The 20,339-nt window shown below is 72.6% G+C and carries 13 protein-coding genes and 1 pseudogene; 5 read left to right on the top strand and 9 right to left on the bottom strand.

What is annotated here, in order from left to right:
* Positions 1–33: 33 nt before the first annotated feature.
* Positions 34–1,860: a class I SAM-dependent methyltransferase gene (locus AC08OJ_RS02200; protein ID WP_476591725.1), complete on the top strand. Its 1,827-nt coding sequence runs from the start codon at positions 34–36 to the stop codon at positions 1,858–1,860.
* A 13-nt stretch (positions 1,861–1,873) separates the two neighbouring features.
* On the opposite strand, the pseudogene AC08OJ_RS02195 reads toward AC08OJ_RS02200, so the two are convergent.
* From AC08OJ_RS02195 to AC08OJ_RS02175, 5 genes and pseudogenes are all read right to left on the bottom strand, one after another.
* Positions 1,874–2,050: pseudogene (locus AC08OJ_RS02195) on the bottom strand (type II toxin-antitoxin system Phd/YefM family antitoxin); the annotation flags it as partial.
* Positions 2,051–2,252: 202 nt separating this feature from the next.
* Entirely contained in the window at positions 2,253–2,978 is a 726-nt protein-coding gene (locus AC08OJ_RS02190) for a type IV toxin-antitoxin system AbiEi family antitoxin domain-containing protein (protein WP_476591726.1), read from the bottom strand.
* A complete protein-coding gene (locus AC08OJ_RS02185; protein WP_476594944.1) occupies positions 2,882–3,109 on the bottom strand; it encodes a hypothetical protein in 228 nt (75 codons plus the stop codon). The genes AC08OJ_RS02190 and AC08OJ_RS02185 overlap by 97 nt, the downstream gene beginning before the upstream one ends.
* 167 nt (positions 3,110–3,276) lie before the next feature.
* Positions 3,277–5,652, bottom strand: coding sequence for a hypothetical protein (locus AC08OJ_RS02180; RefSeq protein WP_476594935.1), 2,376 nt, complete (start codon positions 5,650–5,652; stop codon positions 3,277–3,279).
* 170 nt (positions 5,653–5,822) lie between these two features.
* Entirely contained in the window at positions 5,823–8,603 is a 2,781-nt protein-coding gene (locus AC08OJ_RS02175; protein WP_476594934.1) for an ATP-binding protein, read from the bottom strand.
* Between the two features lie 1,292 nt (positions 8,604–9,895).
* Between AC08OJ_RS02175 and AC08OJ_RS02170 the strand changes: the two genes are divergently transcribed.
* Positions 9,896–10,564, top strand: a complete 669-nt coding sequence (locus tag AC08OJ_RS02170; protein WP_476591730.1) for a hypothetical protein — start codon at positions 9,896–9,898, stop codon at positions 10,562–10,564.
* 73 nt (positions 10,565–10,637) lie between these two features.
* Here the strand turns inward: AC08OJ_RS02170 and gnd are convergent, their stop codons facing one another.
* A complete protein-coding gene (gene gnd / locus AC08OJ_RS02165; RefSeq protein WP_476594943.1) occupies positions 10,638–11,654 on the bottom strand; it encodes a phosphogluconate dehydrogenase (NAD(+)-dependent, decarboxylating) in 1,017 nt (338 codons plus the stop codon).
* A 317-nt stretch (positions 11,655–11,971) separates the two neighbouring features.
* Here gnd and AC08OJ_RS02160 point away from each other — a divergent pair, with 317 nt between their 5' ends.
* Positions 11,972–13,489: a dihydrolipoyl dehydrogenase family protein gene (locus AC08OJ_RS02160; RefSeq protein WP_476594933.1), complete on the top strand. Its 1,518-nt coding sequence runs from the start codon at positions 11,972–11,974 to the stop codon at positions 13,487–13,489.
* 79 nt (positions 13,490–13,568) lie between these two features.
* Here AC08OJ_RS02160 and AC08OJ_RS02155 read toward each other — a convergent pair whose 3' ends face one another.
* The gene (locus tag AC08OJ_RS02155; protein WP_476591732.1) at positions 13,569–15,356 is read right to left on the bottom strand and encodes a glycerol-3-phosphate dehydrogenase/oxidase; all 1,788 of its coding nucleotides are present in this window, start codon (positions 15,354–15,356) and stop codon (positions 13,569–13,571) included.
* A 254-nt stretch (positions 15,357–15,610) separates the two neighbouring features.
* Here AC08OJ_RS02155 and AC08OJ_RS02150 point away from each other — a divergent pair, with 254 nt between their 5' ends.
* Positions 15,611–16,789: an acyl-CoA dehydrogenase family protein gene (locus AC08OJ_RS02150; RefSeq protein ID WP_476591733.1), complete on the top strand. Its 1,179-nt coding sequence runs from the start codon at positions 15,611–15,613 to the stop codon at positions 16,787–16,789.
* A 99-nt stretch (positions 16,790–16,888) separates the two neighbouring features.
* Positions 16,889–17,998, top strand: coding sequence for an acyl-CoA dehydrogenase family protein (locus tag AC08OJ_RS02145; protein ID WP_476591734.1), 1,110 nt, complete (start codon positions 16,889–16,891; stop codon positions 17,996–17,998).
* Between the two features lie 56 nt (positions 17,999–18,054).
* Here the strand turns inward: AC08OJ_RS02145 and AC08OJ_RS02140 are convergent, their stop codons facing one another.
* Together AC08OJ_RS02140 and AC08OJ_RS02135 are read right to left on the bottom strand one after the other, a co-directional pair.
* Entirely contained in the window at positions 18,055–19,704 is a 1,650-nt protein-coding gene (locus tag AC08OJ_RS02140; protein WP_476594932.1) for a glycerol-3-phosphate dehydrogenase/oxidase, read from the bottom strand.
* Positions 19,701–20,339 (bottom strand): TetR/AcrR family transcriptional regulator, encoded by a 639-nt coding sequence (locus AC08OJ_RS02135; RefSeq protein WP_476594931.1) that lies wholly within the window; start codon positions 20,337–20,339, stop codon positions 19,701–19,703. Before AC08OJ_RS02135 ends, AC08OJ_RS02140 begins: the two co-directional genes overlap by 4 nt.

The raw sequence follows: 20,339 nt of genomic DNA, 5'->3' as shown, positions 1-20,339 counted from the left end.
CTCATGGTCTGATGCTCGAACGGTTCTGACGTCGTGCTGACATGGTTGCCGATCCTGGTGTGTGCCGGTCTGGCGATCAACGGTGTGCGACTGCGCGGCCGGCTGCGTCGCCTCGACACCCTGCCAGCCTCCGGTCGCCCGGTGGACCCCGCGCATGAGTTCCTCGTCGCGACCGGGGTCCGCCTCTCCGACAGCGGCCGACGGGCGGCCAGTTACCACGCCAGCCGGGACCGGCTCGACGTGCTCGACCTCGTCCCGGCGGACCTGACGGCCGAACGGGCGCTCGACCTCGCCCGGATGGTCGACATCCGCACCTACCGGGCCGACCGCTGCGTGCCCGGCCGCGGCGCCTTCCAGGCGCTGCTGGTCCGCTCCGAGATCCTCCAGCGGGCTGGGATCACCCGCCGGGACGGTTTCGACCCGGTGGAGCTCGTCGACATCACCGAGCGGCTGAAGACCTTCGCCTCCGGCTCGACGGATCTGGCAGTGCTGCCGGGGCTGCGTGCCGCCCGGGACGACGCGGCGATGCGCGTCCGCGTCCAGCAGCGGGCCTACCGGTTCACCCGGCAGAACCAGCTCTTCCCGTTCGTACCCCAGATCGCCACCGCGATCGGCTTCCACGTGAACCAGCCGTTCGGCCTCGCGGCCATGGCGCTGTTTTGGTTCCAGCCGTTCTTCGTCTGCGCCGGCCGGGTGCCGCTGTCCCCGCGCGATCTCATTCGTTCCCCCATCGTGCGCATCCTCGGCGGGGTGCTGTTCGTGGTCGACTCCGTGCGGGCCGGCCGGGCGCAGGCCGTGAAGGCGGCCGAGGCGAAGGCCGCCGGGCTTCCCCCAGACCCGGTCAAGCATGCGGCCAGGCAGGAGACCGCAGCCAGCCGCGCCTCCTACTCCCAGGACGTCCAGGCTGGCCTTGACCGGTTCCTGCGCCACGACCGGGCCGACTGCCCCTGGTGCGGATCGGTCGAGCTTGCCACCCGGGTGGAGTCGCCGGACCTGCTCCTGCGCAAGCCCGGTTCCTTCCGGCTGGACGGCTGCGAGCGCTGCGGACACGTCTTCCTCAATCCGTCGCTGAGCCCGGCCGGGCGCGAGTTCTACGACCGGGACCGCTACGACGGCCTGCGCACCGATGTCGCCGAGCAGGCTGCTGTCGTCCGGCCGTTCGTGGTGCCACGGACCTGGCTGGCCGTGGGGGACCGGTACGGTCACTTCGCCAACGCGGCCCGCGAGGTATGGCCGAGGACGGTGTTCGACGGGCTCGACACCTTTCCCGGCCTGGCGAAGGGCTTGGCGTGCGGCTGGGTCGACCACGCCCACTACGGCCGTTTCCCCGACGTCGTCGACAGCCTCGCCGGCCGGTACGACGTCATCAGCATGTTCGACTACCTGGAACGCCGCGACGACCCGTCGGCGGAGCTCGACGCCGTCGCGAAGGCGTTGCCGCCTGGCGGGCACGTCGTCTGCGAGCTGGCCAACGCCGACTGCCGGCAGGCCCGCTGGCTCGGTCGGTTCTGGCCCGGCTGGGCGGTTCCCGGGCGCGCCCACTTCATCCCCGTGGAGAACCTGATTGCCGCGCTGGAGGACCGGGGGCTGCGGCCGGTCACGGTGCGCTTCGCCGCGGCGCGCCGTCCCGGTGGCCTGACCGGCGCCCTGCTGCTCGCCGTGGCCATGATCGCGCCACGCCCCATGCCGTGGCTGCCCCAGCAGGCCGGCCCGGCCGGCGCGGCCAGCCGCGTCCTGGTGATGCTTGTGGCCAGCCCCCTACTGGGACTGGCCCGGCTCCTCGACCGCCTTGCCTGCCGGTACGCGCACGACGCCCGGTACGCCGGCACCTACCTGATGATCGCCCGCAAGGAGCTCTGACCTCGACCGATCTCGGCGATGAGCGCGGTGTTGCCCATGCGTCGAGGGTTTCCTCCAGCGACTCCAGGTCGTCGACGCTGATGACGATCGCGCTGGGCCTGCCGTGCCTGGTGATCACGACACGCCCGTGCTCACGTTCGACGCTGTCCACGATCTCCGAGAGCCGGTTCTTCACCTCCGCCAGCGGCATCTGTTCCGAGAACGACATAGCCACGAGTACAGCAAGCTTGTCCTCCGTCGGGGCTAGGGTGCCGGATCGATGGGTCGGACCGGCCAGGTCTCGAGGCGCCAGGCGGCGTCCCAGAACATCAGCAACATGCGTGGACCGGTTGACCGGAATGTGCGGCGCGGCACAGGGATACGGGACGTGCCGAACGAATGTCCCGCGGAGCTCAGGAGGCCAGCGCCCGCGGAGCGCGCGGCACCGACGCCGACCAGCCGCGGTCACGCAGTGCCCCGCCTACGAGGGAAGCCACCTCGGCCGGGGCGTCCCGCGCCAGGCGTGCCGGCAGACGGATGAGAAGCTGGCCCGTCGGCTCGGCGACGACCGTCGGCCGGGGGACCGTCGCCTGGATCTCCACCCGCACGCGCCACGGCTCGTACCAGACGTCGAGGCGCGCCATCGGCTCGTCCGCGGGCCCGTCGACACTCGGGGTCCCCGCCGGCAATCCCCACTGCGCCTCGATGCGGCGGTACATGATCTCGGTGAGGTGCGGCGCGTCCCGGCCCAGGTCGTCCAACGTCTCGGTGATCAGCGTCCGGCGGCTGATCGGACCACGCCGGGCCAGCGCGGTCCGCAGGCTCGCGACGGTGACGAAACGCCGGCGGACGGCGTCGACGAGCAGGCCCTGCGCGTCCGCGCGGGTAGACGCCCACTCGGCCATGTCGATGACGGACCGGGCGGGGGCCGTCCGCCGGGGCAGGCGGAGGGGATCGATCTCGGTGATGTCGAGCCGAGCGCTGTGCCGCAGAAGCACGCCCGGCGGCGCGGCGATCCGGCGGTCGGTGGGCAGGAGAACCGTCACCGGGCCGGTGTCGTAACCGTCCAGACCCGCGAGCCCCGCCGCGCAGGCGCCCGCGAGCACCGCGTCCGGGCCGACGGCCTGCAGGGCCCCCACAGCTCCTGCATCCTCGTCACGGGTGCGGCGGCCGTGATCAGCACGCCGCGGAAGGGTTGCTGCCAGCGGCCGTCGTTCAACCGTCGGCGGATCTCGTCGCGGGTGATGCCGGCGTTGATCGCATCGCGCATCGTGATCACGCCGGCCTGCATGGTGGCGATCTCCTGCCAGGAGAGTCGGCCAGGGTTATGGGCCATGAGAAGACGATGGAGGTTGTCTGTCCGTTGGGCCAGAACCTTTTTCGGGCTGTGGATAATTTTCGGCTGTCTCCTTCCTGACGGCCGCGTTCCGGCCCGGGTCAGCCATGCCCCGGGTGGTGGTCCCCGACGCCGGGAACCCATCCCCGCGTCCCCGGGTGAGTGCTCTGACCCCCGGAGCCGCCGGAGCCGCTGGGACGTGTCTTGGGCGGGACGAGCCGGTAGACCTCCTCGTCGGCCGGCGGTTGCTGGCCGATGCCCGGAAACCCGACGGGCGGGGCGGGCTCGATCCGACGCCGTTCCTCCGCGCCGGTCCGCGCCAGACCGGCATGATCAGTACCAGCCTGGCCCGCGCCGGACTGGATCATCCCGGCTCCGGCGGTTCCGGCGTGGTGACCTGCCAGGGGCGCGGCGGCCGCGTCGGGTACGGACCAGCGGTCGGCCGAGGAGACCCCGGGCAGCAGGACGGTGCCCGGATTGCAGTCCCCCGGCGCCACCCGTCCCGCCCCATCGACCGGGTTGACCAGCAGGAATGCGGTCGCCGGCAGGGTCTGGACGGTGGTCGGCTCCACGGTGAACTCGTAGACCCGCTGGGAGGTCGTGCCGTCGGTCGTCGAGTCGCTCACCGACGAGTTTGTCGTGCGCTGCCAGGTCTGCGATCGCGACGTCGTCACCGACTCTTGCCATCCGGCGTTCTTCGACGTGTTCTGCAACCAGGGCAGCAGCCGGGTGCCGTCGTAGGTCCGGCCGGTTCCGCCGCTGGTGCCGGCCGTCTCCGAGGTGCCGTCCTGGTCACCGACGCTGTCGCTGTCGCCGGCCGTGAAACTGCGCCCCACCTGGGCCGTCACCTGAGACATGACGAAGCGGTAACCACGCCCGATGAACTCCGCCGCGGTCGCGGCGTCCTTACCGTTTCCCAATCGCATGATGATAGTCGAGCCCCCCTGGCTGCCCAGCACCCGTTCGGCGTCGTCGGCGAGCCGTTCGAAGAGCAGCACGAGCCGCACCCCGGCGAGCTCGGCGTGGCGGGTCAGCCCGGTCAGGACCGCTCGGCCGAGATGGTCCGCCCCGGCGACAACCAGCATGTCCCGGCTGGTCGGCCCGCCCCGCTGGCGGCGACGGAGCTGGTGGAGCACGGTCTGGACGAGGAGCCGGTCCGCGAGTTCCTTGCGGTGGGCGGACGAGTCCCGGCTCGACGTGGCGAGAACCCGCAGCCCGGGTACCGGCCACCAGGCCGCCAGCGGACGGGGCACACTGTCTGCCCTGGTCGTCGGCACCCTGGTCGTCGACCTACCGGCTGCGGCCGTCAACATGTGGGCCTCGACCGTCGCGGCCGGTGCCGTTGCGGCCGTGGCTGGTGGTGGCGGGCTGAGCGCCTCCAGCGAGGAACGCAGGTAGCGCAGCTCATCGGCGATCCGGTCGCCGCGGCCGAACGCGTCCATGTGCGCGGTGAGCTCCCCGGCCTCGGCCGTCGACAGCGATATGGCCGCGCTGCCGTCGTCGAGACCTTCGAGGACGCGCAGGCCCTCGGCGAGACGGCGAATGCTGAGCCGTTCGTACAGAACGACGGCGACGGTGGTGACCAGATCCGCGTGCAGGGCGCGTCGGTGCGGATCATCGCCGCTCTCCTGGGACAGGCCGAACGCGTCGGCGACGAGCTCGCCGGCCTCCCGCGGCCCGAAGCCGTCGAGGAGTGCCACCTCGTCGAGCTGGCGGGGCAGGTCCCAGGACTCCACCGGCCAGCGCGCCTGGCCGGCGAGGCGCGCCAACCCCCCGCCCACCGTCCGCTCGCTGAGATCGACGAGCAGGATGCCGGTGCCGCCGGTGAGCACCGAGCAGCCCGCGGTGGCCAGCAGGCTCGCCCATCCGTCGCCGGTTCCGCCGAACACGTCGATCCTGGGGGTCGCCGCGGGGGCCGAGACGGGATAGAAGACGGCGGTGGCCTCCCGGCGTTGCAACTCGGCCCGGTCGTGCGCGTCGACCTCGGTCTGCCAGGACGTCAACGCCTGTAGGTAGCGGGTGTACCCGTCGGCCCGGGCCGACGCGGTCCGGGATGGCGTCCGGCCCAGCCGGCAGTGCAGGACCAACGGAGGCAGGCACGCGACCACGGCGAGCGCGAGTCCCGCCGGGACGAAGAAGAACCCCCCCTCGCCCGCGAGCAGCGTGCCGAACACCACGAAGGCCATCGGCAGGACGAGCCGGGTCAGCAGGGCGCGGACGGCATGGTTTCGCCGGGCCGTGAGCGCGGTCAGATCGGGCGGTTCGGGCTCCTGCCAGGCCGGTTGACGGTCGGCGAGCGGGCTCGGGGTCGATGGACCGGTGTCGACGAACTTCCAGCCCCAACGCTCCCGTGGAACGAAGAGCCCCTGGATCAGTCGGGCCTCAGCCGTGGTCAGCGTGCCCACCCCCATCGCCGACCCTCCGCCGTCCCACTCGCCTGCTCCTGTGTTGCCGCCCACCGTGTCGCCGCCCACCATGCCGCGACTCCCCGCTCCCGATCATTGTGCACCTGGAAACGATCTCGGCACGCCCGGTGTCGATATCGGGGCGTTACGTGGCCATTATGGCGTATGGTGTCCACTATGTCGCATTCCGCCGTGCATGCAGGCCCTGCCGTAGCGCCCCGACGGTCGACGGGCCCGGGCGCTCAGTCCTGCGCTGTCCCGAACGCCTGCGCTGTCCCGAACGCGGGTGCCGTCCCGATGGGCGGGCCGGGGGCGATGGCTGCCGCGGTGGACTCCGGTGGGGCGCTCCCCGGTCCGCTCGGCGCGGGGCCGACGAGGTCGGAGATCTGAGTGGCCAGCTCGGCCAGTCCGTCGCCGGTGCATGCCTGGTGGAGTGCGTCCGACAGCGAGGCGGCATCCGCCGCGCCGGTGAGTTCCCGGACCGCCGCGGTGAGGCCGCTGACCGCCGGATCACCGATGTTGACCCTCTCCCGGCCCGGAGCGTAGAGGGCACTGTTCTTCATCCGGGTGAGCTGTTCGCCCACGGTCTTGCCCGGCAGGGTCAGACTGCGCTCGCGCCAGGCCGCGGTGAGCGGATGCGGGCCCGCGTCGGCCCCCCGCCGGCGCACCGCGTCGATCAGTGCCTGCCGGACGTCCTGCCAGCGGTACACGCCCGCGGTCAGGTGCCGGGAGTCGACGGTGTTCGCCGCGTCTGCCACGTCTGCCACGTCCGCCGGGGACGGCGGCAGGCCGAGGAGCCGGCGCAGCGTCGCGAGCAGGGCGGTGGTGAAGTCGTCGGGGTCGACGAAGGGGCGCAGCGCGGCGGCGCGGGCGTCCGTCGCCCGGTCGGCGGCATGGGCGAGCGCGCAGTCGAGGATGCGACCCGGCAACGCAGCGAGGGTGGTCCGCAGGGGTTCCGCCGGAGCGAACAGCGCGATCTCGAGCAGATGGGTGAAGCCCATGACCTGGTGCGCGGCCACCGCCTCGACCCACACCACCAGCAGGGGATCGCGGGCCGCGAGGGCGGACGTCTCCGTCTCCTCCAGGGTGCAGGCGGGACCGGCGACGCAGGCCGCGCCGCAGCCGAGGCTGCGCCATCTGGCCAGGGGCCCCTGGTCGTAGCGCGCGAGGCGCGCGCTTTCCCGGTCGTCTCCGGCGACCATCCGGGCCAGCACGGGACGGTCCATGCCGTCCGCGCTCACCGCCGCCACCCCCGCCGGCAGCGCCACGACCAGCTCGGACTGGTCGTCGCGCAGGTTCATTGTCGCGCCGACGGCTTCCCGGTCGTCGGCGGCCGGGAGCCGGTGCATCACCTTCAGCGCGGTGTTCTTGATAACGTCGGGAAGGATTTTCGCTGGGATCTGTTCCACGACAATGAGCCCCTCGCCGTAGGCGCGGATCTCCGCGAGCAGCGAGGCGAACAGGTCGACGGCGGCCGCGGCCGGGCCGTCGGTGACGTTCTTGAGCAGCCGGTGGGCCTCCTCGAGGACCAGGACGTGGCGCAGTCCGCCCGCGCTGCCGTACCGGACCCGCAGATGCTCCACGACGCGGATCAGGACGGCGCCGAGCAGGAACGCCTTGTCCTGGTCGCTGGTGATGTCCTCCAGCTCGAAGACGACGTTGCGCGCCAGCAGGGCGCCGATGTTGATCGGATGCCCGCCCTCGAAGAACCGACCGGGAGAACCCTCCCGCAGGCTGCCGATGCGCACGTCGACAAAGCCCCGGACGTCCGCCGTGACCTCCGCGCCGTGGCCGATATTCTCGACCACCCTCGTCGCGGTCCGCTGCAGGTCCCCGAGGGTCGGATATCGCCTGCGCACGTCGACCTTCGGGTCCTCCTTCGGCCCGGCCACCCGGAATCTGGGCCGGTGCGCGGGCTCCGGCCGGTCCAGCACCAGGTTCCATCCCAGGTCTTGGTAAGAGACCGTCAGCGCGCGGGCGAGCACCTGGGGGAACGGCTCGTGCGCCTCGAACGCCGCCAGGAACAGGGCCCGGACGAGATCGATGTGGCTCTGCAAGGGAAAGCCGGGCTCGGGTTCCAGCGGGTTCAGCGACGCCGGTGGAGCGTCGAGCCGGCCCGGCCTGATGACGAGCACCTCGGCGAGGCCGGCGAGCCGCCCGGCCATCCGGGCGTACTCGGCCTTGGCCGGCTCCAGGACCAGCCACGGAACGGGCGCCGGAGCACGGGTCAACGACTCCAGCAGCGACCGCACGGTCTGTGACTTCCCGGATCCGGTGGCGCCGCAGACGAAGGCGTGCCGGTTGAGCGTCGCGCGGGGAACCGAGAACGTGCCGGCCGGCATCCAGCCGGCGTCGAGCACGTCGCCGAGCCGAACGGCGCCGGGCGTTCCCCGGGGGTCCGCGGGACCGGACCGGTTCGGACCCTCGGGCGTCACGTCGAAGGCGTGCGGTGTGATCAGGGTGATACCCGGCAGCTCACGGCCGGGCGGCCGGGCCAGCGCCGCCAGCAGCTCCGCGCTCGCTCGCGGCGAGGGCCGCGGCGAGCCGGCCAGCCCGCCGGTTCCGGTTCCGGCTCCGACCCCGGCTCCGGCTCCGACCCCGCCGAGGGCCCCCGCGAACGAGGTGACCGGGCCGGTCGGACTCAACGTGTAGGGCAGCCGGTCGAGATCGCTGGAGCTGCACAGCAGGGCGGCCAGCGGGACCGCGCCGGCCGGGGTCACCCCACCGACCAGGATCTCCACGTCCCACATGCCGCTCGACGCGCCCCGGCCCAGTTCCCGGTAGCGGGCCTCCGCGCGCTCCAGGTCGAGCCGGGCGCCCTGGTCGTTCTCCCGCCGGCGCAGCACGGGAATCGATCGCGAGAGATCCGCCTGTTCCTCGGCGAGATGTTCGGGGGGCACCGGCCACGCGAGCACAAGCCAGGCGAACGGGCCGACGAGATGCGCGGCGTAGTCGTCGAACGATCCGCGGCGGGTGTCCGGCGGGCCGGACGTCGGTGCCGGGATCGGCGGCCCACAGGGCATCCGGGAGGCCTTCGCACCGCAGCCAGTAGGGGAAGCCTGCGAGCTGGGCGGGTACGGCGTCCGGTGGCAGCGCCACCGCTGTCGATCCCGGCGGGTACAGCAGCGGAACCGCGGTTGCGGCTGGTGTCGACGTGGCTGTTGCGAGCGACGTGGCCGGTGTCGACATGGCCGCCGCGGTCGGGTCTGTCGTGGTCGGGCCCGCCGGGAAGAAGGGGCGGCCGCCGGCGAGGAACCGGATGTGCGCCTCACCCGGGCCCCGTAGCCAGGCGACGGCGATTCCCGGCCGGGCTGCTCCCGGCACCGGGTACGGGCCGCCGCGAGTGGACGCACCGGAGACGGTGGGTTCGTGGCCGGGCCCGAGCGAGGTCAACTGCGCGTGCGCGCCGACGAGGGCGGCGAAGAGCGCGGCCGGTACGGGATCGGGCCGGTCGGGTGTGTCGGGTCGCCGAGGGGCGGTGAGGATGCGGTGGAACCGGAAACCGGCGAGCACGATCGGAGGGGCCTATTCGTGCCGGCTGCGCCGGGAACGGCCGCCGGCCGTCCGTACCACCATGCCGGGCTCCTCGTGGTCTTCGTCTCGTCTCTCCGTGAACATACTTCTGATCATCGATGCCGATGTGGCAATCTATCATCCTCCGCTGGGCATTGGATCCGGATCGTGTCCATCATTGCTCGAAGTACTTGAATTCTGAGATCGGGGAGGAGTGAGGGTCGAACATGGAGGCATGGACGGTTGTCTCCGATCGTCACGGTCCCGGGCGCATGGACTCCCGTCGTCGTGATCGCGGTCTGCGGGTGTCGTGGGCCGACGCACCGGCGGCTGCTCCGGGATACCTCCCCGAGTCGGGGTACCTCGCCGGGCTGGGCTACCTCGCCAGGTCGGCGCGAATGATACGTATTGTCATCGCCGGTGCATTATGGCCGCAGCCGGATGGCGCGGGCGTGGCGGCCGCCGGGGGTGGCAGAGGTCAACAGTGCGTCGCCGCCCCGCCCGTGGCGTCGTCCCGGAAGTCGGAGGCATGGCCGATCATCGCAGGAATCGCCGCCGGACCGAGACGCGTACGAGCCCCCCGCGGGGTCGATCGGTCGCGGTCGGTGCCGCCGCGGTGGGTGTGACGTTGGCCGTGGGGGCGGCCAGTGCACTTCATCTCAGCAGTCCCGGCTCGGACCCGGGCTCCTCGCATGACCTGTCGGTGTCCGTACCGTCCGGGCCCAGGGGCGCGCCCCGGCTCGGACGCACATCCGGGCTCGATCCCACCTCCGAAGCACGCCCGGCGGGAGTGGGTGGGCCGGTGAGGACCAGCCGGGCGGCCGGCACCGGCGCGGACGGTAGGGCGGGGCCCGCCTCCGACCTCACGGCGATCCCCGGGGTCGGACCGGTGATGATGACGAAGATCCCGCAGGCCGCCCGGCAGGTGATCGTGGTGAGCGGCATCGACCGGAACGCGAACACCAACAACGTGACGCTGTGGGAACGAGCCGATCCCGGCTCCGCCTGGGAGACCTACGGCGCCCCGCTGATCGGCCGCAACGGCGCCGACGGCTGGACGTATGACCATCGGGAGGGCGATCTGCGCAGCCCGATCGGCGTGTTCAGTCTCACCGCCGCCGGTGGCAAGCTGGCCGATCCGGGCACCGGTCTGGCCTACGAGTATCGCCCGTCGTTCTACCGGGCGACGGGTCCGCGGGGCGAGCTGATGCCCGACGCGTTCAACTACGTGGTCGCCATCGACTACAACCGACTGCCCGGGCATCCGCCGTCGGACCCGACCCGTCCGCTGGGCCCGCAGATCGGCGGGGACATCTGGCTGCATGTCGACCACAGATCGCCGACGCGGGGCTGCATCGCGGTGGAACAGGACGCCCTCGTGGTCGTTCTCCGTTGGCTGACCCCGATGGCCCATCCCATGATCGTTATGGGAGACGCGGCGGACCTCGGCGCCGACAACGCCCGCCCCTGAGCCCTTTCCTTGCCTATCCAGAGGGATAAATCAGACACAAAAGCCTCTGGACAGGCAAGGAAGCCGGCGAGGCTCAGCCGGCTGGCTTCTCCGCGTGCCCACCGAACTGCTTGCGCATCGCCGACAACAGCTTGTCGGCGAACAGGCCCTCCCCGCGCGAGCTGAACCGCTCGTAGAGGGACGCTGTCAGCACATGGGCGGGAACGCCCTCCTCCACGGCGGCCAGTACCGTCCAACGTCCTTCCCCGGAGTCGGACACCCGGCCGCTGAACTCGGTGAGTCCGGGATCCTCCTGCAGCGCGGCGGCGGTGAGGTCGAGCAGCCAGGAACTAACCACGCTGCCCCGCCGCCACACCTCGGCGATCGCGGTGGTGTCGAGGTCGTACTGGTAGTACTCCGGGTTGCCCAGCGGGGCGGTCTCGGCGTTGTGCTCGGCGGACGTCGTGCCGATGTTCGCCTTGTCGAGTACCGCGAACCCCTCGGCGAAGGCGGCCATCGAGCCGTACTCGATGCCGTTGTGCACCATCTTGACGAAGTGACCGGCGCCGTTCGGGCCGCAGTACAGGTATCCCTTCTCGGCCTGGGTGATCTCGCCGGTCCGGCCCGGGGTCCGCGGGATGGTGCCGACGCCGGGTGCGATCGTCTCGAACAGCGGCTCTAGGCGGGCCACGACCCCCGGTTCGCCGCCGATCATCAGACAGAAGCCGCGTTCCAGCCCGAACACGCCCCCGGAGGTGCCGACGTCGACGTAGTGGATGCCCCGCTCGACGAGCGACGCGGCACGCAGGATGTCATCCCGGTAGTAGGAGTTGCCGCCGTCGATGATCACGTCGTCCGGCGCGAAGTGCTCGGCCAGGGCCGAGACGGTCTCACCGGTCAGCCCGGCGGGCACCATGATCCAGGCAGCCCGGGGCGGACGCAGGGCTGCGGCGAACTCGGCGAGGCTCCGCGTCTCCGTGGCGCCCTCCGCCGCCAGGGCCTTGACGGCCTCGGGGTTGACGTCGTAGACCACGCATTCGTGACCACCGCGGATCAGCCGGCGCACCAGGTTGGCACCCATCCGGCCGAGTCCGATCATCCCGAGCTGCATCTTCATCTCTCCGCTGGTTCGTCTCGATGGCCCGCTCCGGCGTGTCGCCGGGACGGGCCCGGCCTGGCGCTCCTGACGCCATTCTCCGTGCTGCATCCGTGCTTCCCCGTCCGTGGTGCACGTGCTTCTCGTCTCCGAGCCGGCGCCGGCCCGGTCACGTGCCGTCCGTGCCGTCTGGATCAGTTGGATCAGTTGGCGAGCCGGGCGGGACCCCGAAAGTTCTCGATGATCTTCGGTTGGCGTGGAGCGAGCGGCAGATTCTAACGAGCAACGACGGAGGGCTTGTGAGCGAGCCGGGCAGGGCAGGGGAGGCGGCCATGGATGCCGACGCGGACGTGATTGTGCTCGGCGCCGGGCCCGCGGGCGAGAACGTCGCCGGCCGCTGTGCCGACGCGGGTCTGTCCGTCATCGTCGTCGAACGCGAGCTCGTCGGCGGGGAGTGCAGCTACTGGGGCTGTATCCCGAGCAAGACTCTCCTGCGGCCGGGGGAGGTGCTGGCGGCGGCCCGCCGCGTTCCCGGCGCGGCGTCGGCGGTCACCGGACCCGTCGACGCCGCCGCGGCGTTCGCCCGGCGAGACCGGATGGTGGGCGACTACTCCGATTCCTCCCAGGTGCCCTGGCTGGTCGACAAGGGCGTCGAGCTGGTGCGCGGGACCGGGCGCCTGGTGGGGCCCGCCGGCCGGGTCGCGGTGACGCTGCTGGACGGCACCCGCCGGGTGCTGACCGCATCCCGAGCCGTGGTTGTGGCCACCGGGACGCGGGCCGCTGTTCCACCGATCCCCGGTCTCGCCGACGCCGAACCGTGGGACAACCGGACCGCGACCGGCGCGCGGAAGGTCCCGCACCGCCTCGTGGTGCTCGGCGGCGGCGCCGTGGGGGTGGAACTCGCCCAGGCCTTCCGCCGGCTCGGTAGCGCGGAGGTGACCTTGATCGAGGGATCGCCCCGGCTGCTCGTCCGGGAGGAGGAGTTCGTCAGCGAGCAGCTGCGGGCCGCCTTCGAGGCGGCCGGCATCACGGTGCGGCTCGGAAGCCGGGCGGTCGAGGTCCGCCGGGCCCGGACGGGACCGGACGGCTCGGCCGGGCCGGTGACCGTCACGGTGGAGTCGGCGGATCCGGCTGAGCCGAGTGAGTCGGCGGATCCGGCTGAGCCGGCGGATCCGGCTGAGCCGGCCGAGCCGGGTGAGCGGCGGCCGCGCCGCGATGCCGTGGTCGCCGACGAGATCCTGGTCGCCGTCGGGCGCACCCCGGCGACCGGCGACCTGGGCCTGGAGACCGTGGGCCTGCAACCCGGGCGGTTCATCGAGGTCGACGACCGGCTCCGCGCGGTCGGCGTGGCGGGGGACTGGCTCTACGCGGTCGGCGACGTCTGCGGCCGCACGCTGCTCACCCACATGGGCAAGTACCAGGCCCGGCTGGCGGCCGACGTCATCACCGGCCGCCGGGACCTCGCCGGCGCTCCCGTGCGCGACCTGGCCGACCCGGCGGCCGTCCCGCGGGTGACCTTCACCGATCCACAGGTCAGCGCGGTCGGACTGACCGAGCGGGCCGCGCGGGAGGCCGGGATCGCCGTGCGGGCCGTGAGCGTGCCGACCGGCTCGGTGGCCGGCGCGTCGGTGCGGGGGGAGGAGATCACGGGCACGTCGAAGATCGTCGTGGACGAGACCCGCCGGGTGCTCGTGGGAGCGACCTTCACCGGTCCGGACACCCAGGAGATGGTGCACGCGGCCACGATCGCGATCGTCGGAGAGGTGCCGTTGGAGCGGCTGTGGCACGCGGTCCCGTCGTTCCCGACAGTCAGCGAGGTCTGGCTGCGCCTGTTGGAGGTCTACGGATGACGTCGTTGCGCGGACGTCGTTGCGCGGACCGCAGCACCGAAATGCCTGGGCGGGGCCGCGGATCGGGTTGGCCGAGCCTTCAGGACGGCCCGCCGGTCGCCGCCGGGGCGCGGTGGTCGGTCCGGCCCAGCCGGCGCACGTCGGGCGCGCCGAGCCGGGCCGCGTCGGCGGTCGCGTCGTCGGCCTGCCGCTGCGAGGCCCGTTCGGCCTCCACCCGGGCGAGGTAGTGCTCGACCTCGCGGGCGCGGGTCGCCTGGTCCCAGCCGAGCACGGGGGCGATGAGATCGGCCACGTGCTCGGCGGCCTCCACCCCCCGGTCGATGGTCTCGATCGAGACGCGGGTCCGCCGGGTGAGCACGTCCTCCAGGTGCAGCGCCCCCTCGTGGGAGGCCGCGTACACCGCCTCCGCGGCCAGGTAGGTCGATGCCCCGCGCAGCGGCTGGGCGAGATCCGGCCGCGTCTCGATGAGGTCCAGGAGCTCCTCGGTGAGGGTGCCGTAGCGGTGCAGGAGGTGCTCGATCCAGCCGACGTGCAGCCCCGCGCGGCGGGCGAGGGTCTCCCGGGCGTTCCACAGCGCGGGGAACCCGTCCGCGCCGAGCAGTGGGATCTTCTCGGTGCACGACGGCGGCACCGCCCGGTTCATGCCGTGCACGGCCGCGTCGACGGCGTCGGCGGCCATCACCCGGTAGGTCGTGTACTTCCCGCCGGCGACCATCGTCAGCCCGGAGACGGGGCTGACCACGGCATGCTCGCGGGACAGCCGCGAGGTGTCCTCGGACTCCCCGGCGAGCAGCGGGCGCAGCCCGGCGTACACCCCGGTGATATCCGCCGCTGTGAGCGGCGTGCGCAGCACCCGGTTGACCGTGCCGAGCAGGTAGTCGATGTCGGCGCTGCTGGCCGCTGGATGGGCGAGGTCGAGGCTCCAGTCGGTGTCGGTGGTGCCGATGATCCAGTGGCTGCCCCACGGGATGACGAACAGCACGCTCTTCTCGGTGCGCAGGATCAGGCCGGTGGCGCCATGGATGCGGTCGCGGGGCACGACGATGTGCACTCCCTTGGAGGCCCGGACCGACAGCTGGCCACGTCCCCCCACCATCGCCTGGATCTCGTCGGTCCACACTCCGGCAGCGTTGATCGTCTGGCGGGCCCGCAGCTCGATCTCGGCGCCCGACTCGAGGTCACGCACCCGCACGCCGGCGACCCGGTCGCCCTCCCGCAGGAAGCCGGTGACCCGCGCGCTGGTCGCGATGAGCGCCCCGTAACGGGCGGCGGTCCGCGCGACGAACACGGTGTGCCGCGCGTCGTCGACCTGGCCGTCCCAGTACTGGATCGCGCCGACGAGGGCGTCCGGGCGCAGCGACGGGAACTCCCGCAGTGCCGCCTTGCGGGTCAGGTGCCGGTGATGGGGCATGGTGGCGTCGCCGCTCGGCCCGATGCGGGCCAGCCCCTGCCCGAGGGTATCGTAGAACAGCACGCCACTGCCGATGTAGGCACGTTCCCAACCGTGGCGGGTCAATGGCAGCAGGAACGGGATGGCCCGGACCAGATGGGGCGCGAGCGTGTCCAGCATGAGGGACCGCTCCCGCAGCGCCTCTCGGACCAGCGGGGCGTTGAGCTGCTCGAGGTACCGCAGCCCGCCGTGGATGAGCTTGCTCGACCGGCTGGACGTGCCGGCGGCGAGGTCGCGCGCCTCGACCAGGGCGACGAACAGGCCCCGGGTCACCGCGTCCAGCGCCACCCCCGTGCCGGTGACCCCGCCGCCGATCACGGCCACATCCACCGGATCCGCCCCCATCCGGCGCAGTGCCTCGGCGCGGCCGACCCGGTCGAGCCGGGCGGTCGGGGTTCCGTGTCTGGTCGGCGTCATCGCCAGTTGCTTCCTCTCCTGCGAACGTCCTCGCGTCCCGTCGTCGTGATCGCCCGGGACGCTCCGGCGGCTCGCCACCCATCGTGCCGGCTGTCGGTGTCCGGTGTCCGGGCGCGGGATCGTTGAACGTCCATGAACGTCTGTGAACGTCCGGCCGGGGCGTGGTGGGATGCGAATGCGACCGTCCCGGGATCCCGCGCGAGGCGACCGGATGGGCGACCAGATGGAGGTCAACACCAGATGGAGGTCAACGCATGGACCTGACCCACCCGCCGGCCGAGGAACGGTTCCGTGCCGAGTTGCGGGCCTGGCTCGCCGAGAACATCCCCGCCCCCTGGACGGAGCCCGGGTTCTGGGCCGGCGTGGGGGAGGCCGAGGGCTTCGACCTGCGGCGGGACTGGGAGCGGCGCAAGGCGCTCGCGGGCTTCGCCGGGATCGACTGGCCGGTGGAGTATGGCGGCCGGGGCGGCACCCCGGGGATGATGGCCGTCTACGACCAGGAGATGCAGCTCGCCCGGGCGCCGCGCTCGGTCAACACGCTGGGCCTGGCCTTCCTCGCGCCGACGGTGATGGCGGTCGGGACACCCGAGCAGAAGCGCGACATCCTCGGGCCGATGCTGCGCAACGAGGTGATCTGGTGCCAGGGCTTCTCGGAACCCGGCGCGGGCTCCGACCTCGCGGCGCTGCGTACGTCCGGGGTGCTCGACGGGGACGAGTACGTGGTCAACGGGCAGAAGGTCTGGACGACGTTCGCGAACCGCGGAGACAAGCTCTTCACCCTGGTCCGGACCGAGCCCGGCAGCCGGCGCCATCACGGCATCTCGCTGCTGCTCATCGACATGCACGCTCCCGGGGTGGAGGTCCGGCCGGTCCGGCAGATGAGCGGCGCCAGCGAGTTCGGCGAGGTCTTCCTCACCGACGTGCGGGTGCCGGCGTCGGAGTGCCTGGGCGGGATCGGCAACGGCTGGGCGACGGCGATGTTTCTGCTGTCGTTCGAGCGCGGCGCGTCCGGGATCAGCCAGTACACCGGCTTCCGGCGCAGCTACGACGAGATCGTCCGGGTCGCCCGGGCGCTCGGCCGCGACACCGACCCGGTGCTGCGCCAGGAGTTGGGCCGACGCATGGTCGAGCTCGAATGCCTGCGCTACCACTCGATGCACGTCCTCAGCCAGGTAGAGCAGGGCCGGGACCTGGGGGCCGAGTCGTCGATCACCAAACTGCAGTGGTCGGAGACGTACCAGGACCTGTTCGAGACCTTTGATGCGCTGCTCGGCGCCGATGTGGCGCTCACCCACCCCACCGCGGACCTCGATCTGACGACGCTGCGGCAGGAGAGCTTCTGGACCCGCTCCGTCACCATCTGGGGTGGATCCTCGCAGGTACAGCGCACGATCGTCGCGGAGCGGGTCCTCGGCCTGCCACGCAGATCATGATCATTGTCGCGATTCGGGCCTGCGTCTACGTCTGTGCCCGCGCCCGCGCCTGTTCATCCCGCTGATCTTGCCTCGCCCCGCCTCCGGAGGTCCGAGCCCGTGTTCTTCGCCCTCACCGACGAGCAGCGCGCGCTCGCCGCCACCGTCCGGGACTTCCTGGCCGACCGCTTCGATCTGACCGCCGTCCGCGCGGTCTTCACCGATCCCGACGGTGACGGACACCCCCCCGAGCTGTGGAAGGCGATCGGCGAACAGGGCTGGCTCGCGGTGTGCGTGCCCGCGCGGTTCGACGGTCTCGGGCTCGGGCTGCTCGACGCACAGATCATCGCGCGGGCGTTCGGAGCGGGGGCGATCCCCGGGCCCTGGCTGCCGACCGTGCTCGCGGGCGAGGCGGTGCGGCTCGCCGGCTCGGCGGACCAGGCGGCGGCGGTGCTCGCCCCCCTCGCCGCCGGTGACCTGGTGGCCACCGTGGCGCTGCGGGGCCCGGGCGGGGGATACGACCGTACCGGCATCGCGGTCCGCGCGACCGCGGACGGCAGGCTGGGCGGTGTCGCGTCTGGCGTCGAGTATCTCGAGGTCGCCGGGTTCGTGGTGGTCGCCGCCGTCGACCCCGCCGGAGTCGGGCTCTACCTGCTCGATCCGCATGGCCCGGGGGTGACGGTCACCGCCCAGCGCGGCTTCGACGGCACCACCCGGCTGGCCTCGCTGTCCCTGGCCGACGCGCCCGCGACCCGGTTGCCGGCCTCCAACGCCGCGGTCGCTGCGGACCTGGTCCGTCGTGGTGCCCTGCTCACGGCCGCGGACCTCGTCGGTGTCGCGCGGGCCGCGCTGACCCGGACCGTCGCCTACGACATCGATCGGGTGCAGTTCGGCCGGCCGGTCGGTTCGTTCCAGGCGCTCGCGCATCATCTCGCCGATCTGCATGTCGCCGTCACGATGGCCGAGCACGCGGTGCTGTACGCGGCGTACGCGCTCGATACCGCCCTGCCCGACGCGGAGCTGGCGCTCGCGGTGGCGAAGAGCAAGGCCAACCAGGCCGCCGGGGACGCCACCGCGGCGATGATCCAGTACCACGGGGGGATCGGCTACACCTGGGAGCATGATGCGCACTTCTTTTACAAGCGGGCCAAACGCCAGATTCCCGCTTTTGGTGACACTCCTGCGCATCTGGAGCGCATCGCGGTGCTGACCGTCGACACGTTGCCCTGACCGCCCCCGATCCCGCAGCACTCGCAGCGGTGCTGGTTCCTCGGCGGTTCTGGTCCTTAGCGCGTCAGCGTATGGTCGAACAGCTGCCGGGCCGGGCCCAGGGCTGCCCGGCGGTCGGCGGGAGCCAGCCCGATGCGCGTCCGGCGATCCAGCAGGTCTGCCGGGTCGAGCGCGCCTTCGTCCCGCACCGCGAACAGCAGCTCCGCGCCGGTGACCGGCGTCCCCTCGGCGACGGGTGCCAGCAGGTCGGGGTCGCCGTCGGCCAGGGCCAGCACCCTCGGTGCCTCCGTCCCGTACCGCTCGACCAGACGGCGCGGCGCGGCCACCGTGGCGAGGACCGATCGAGGTGCCGCACCGACCAGGCCGAGCCGCCGGGTACGGCAGGGGCCGGCGTCGAGGTCGCCTACCGCGACGGCGGCGTCCACCGCGTCGGCGGCCATCCGTCGATAGGTCGTCAGTTTGCCGCCGACCACCGTGGCCAGGCCGCCCGGGTCGGTCCGCACCAGGTGCCGCCGGGAGAGATCGGCGGTGCGGGCGGCGCTGGTACGGGCGTCGGCGGTGTCGAGCAGGGGGCGCAGGCCCGCGAAGGCGCCCAGCCGGTCCGCCGGGTCGATGGGGGTGGCCAGCACGTTCGAGACGATGCCCAGCAGCTGCGCGATCTCGTCCTCGTCGGGCACCGGGACGTCGACGACCTCCTCGACCGGCACGTCGGTCAACCCGACGTAGACGCGGCCGTCGTCCTGGGGCAGCACCAGCGCGAACCGGTTCCGTTCACCCGGCATCGGCAGGGACAGCGCCGCGCGGGTCCCGGCCAGGACGGTGGAGCGCAGCACGAGGTGGGTGCCGCGGCTCGGCCGCAGCCGGATCCCCGGAGCCAGGTCCGGCGCCCACACGCCGGTGGCGTTGACCACCGTCCGCGCACGCAGGGTGATCCGGGTACCGGTGAGGGTGTCCACCGCGGTCGCCTCGATCCCACGGCAACCGTGCCGGCCCGGGCCGGCACGGTTGCCGTGGGATCCGGTGCCGAGGGCACGCGCCGCGCTGCTGCCGCCGTCGAGGCCGGTCACCCGCAGCCGGGTCAGGATCCGGGCGCCGAATCCGGCGGCGGTCCGGGCCAGCGCGACGACGAGACGGGCGTCGTCAACGAGCTGGCCGTCCCAGTGCAGCACCCCGCCGCGCAGCCCGGCTTCCCGGAGCGCGGGAGCCACCCCGAGCGTCTCCACGGCGGTCAGCCGGCGTGGGCCGGGCAGGACCGCGCGGGGCGTGCCCGCGCCGCGGCGCAGCAGGTCGCCGAGCCACACCCCGGCCTGGACCAGCGCGGCGTTCGACCGCGGTACTCCCGGGGTCAGCGGGGTGAGCATGGGCAGCGCCCGCACGAGATGGGGCGCGGTGTGCCGCATCAGGATGTCGCGTTCGACGGCGCTCTTCCGCGCCAGCGCCACGTTTCCGGTGGCCAGGTAACGCAGCCCGCCGTGAACGAGCTTGGAACTCCATCGGCTCGTGCCGAAGGCGAGGTCGTGCGCCTCGGCGAGGACGACGGACAGGCCGCGGGAGGCGGCGTCCAGGGCCACCCCGGCCCCGGTGACCCCACCGCCAATCACCAGCAGGTCCACCGGGCCGCCGGCCGCGACGGCGGCCAGCTCCCGTTCCCGCCGCCCGGCGTTCAACGAGGTCGCCGCGGTCGGCCGGAGCGTCAGAACCGTCATGGTGATCCCCCAGTGCTCTCCTTGACCGGTTCCGGCGCGAGGTAGCCGCGCAGGAGCCGGCGCAGTTCGGCGGTCCGGGTCGCCGCGGGGACACCGCAGCCGAGGGCCTCGGCGGACAGGACGAAGGACTGCACGACGAGCAGGACCATGAGGGCCAGCGCCGACGGGTCCGCGGGCCGCACGGCGCCGTTCGCCGCGGCGGTGCGGAACTGGCTCGCCAGCAGGTCCAGGATCATCTGCTGGGTGGCGCCACGTCGCTCGATCAGGTATGGGATCAGCAGCTCGGGATCCGTCTCGATAATCCGCAGATAGAGCGGGTTGGTGCGGAACGCCTCCACCGTCGCGATGATGTGCTCGACGAGATCGTCGAGCAGCCCGCCGTCGAGCAGCCCGCCGTCCGGCCCGGCCTGGGCCATGGCCGACGCGGCCGTCACGACCTGGGTCCACTCGCGGGTCATCACATCACCGACCAGCGAGCGCAGGTCCGGCCAGCGTCGATAGAGGGTCATCCGGCTCACTCCGGCGCGGCGCGCTACCTCGGTCAGGGTGGTCCGCCGGACCCCGACCGCCAGCAGGGACGCCTTGGCCGCGTCGAGGACGGCCTCCTCGCCGGCGAGAGCCATCCACCCTCCCAC

It is taken from the genome of Frankia sp. CgKIO3 (assembly GCF_977946435.1).
This window is presented reverse-complemented; position numbering and strand designations above follow the sequence as displayed.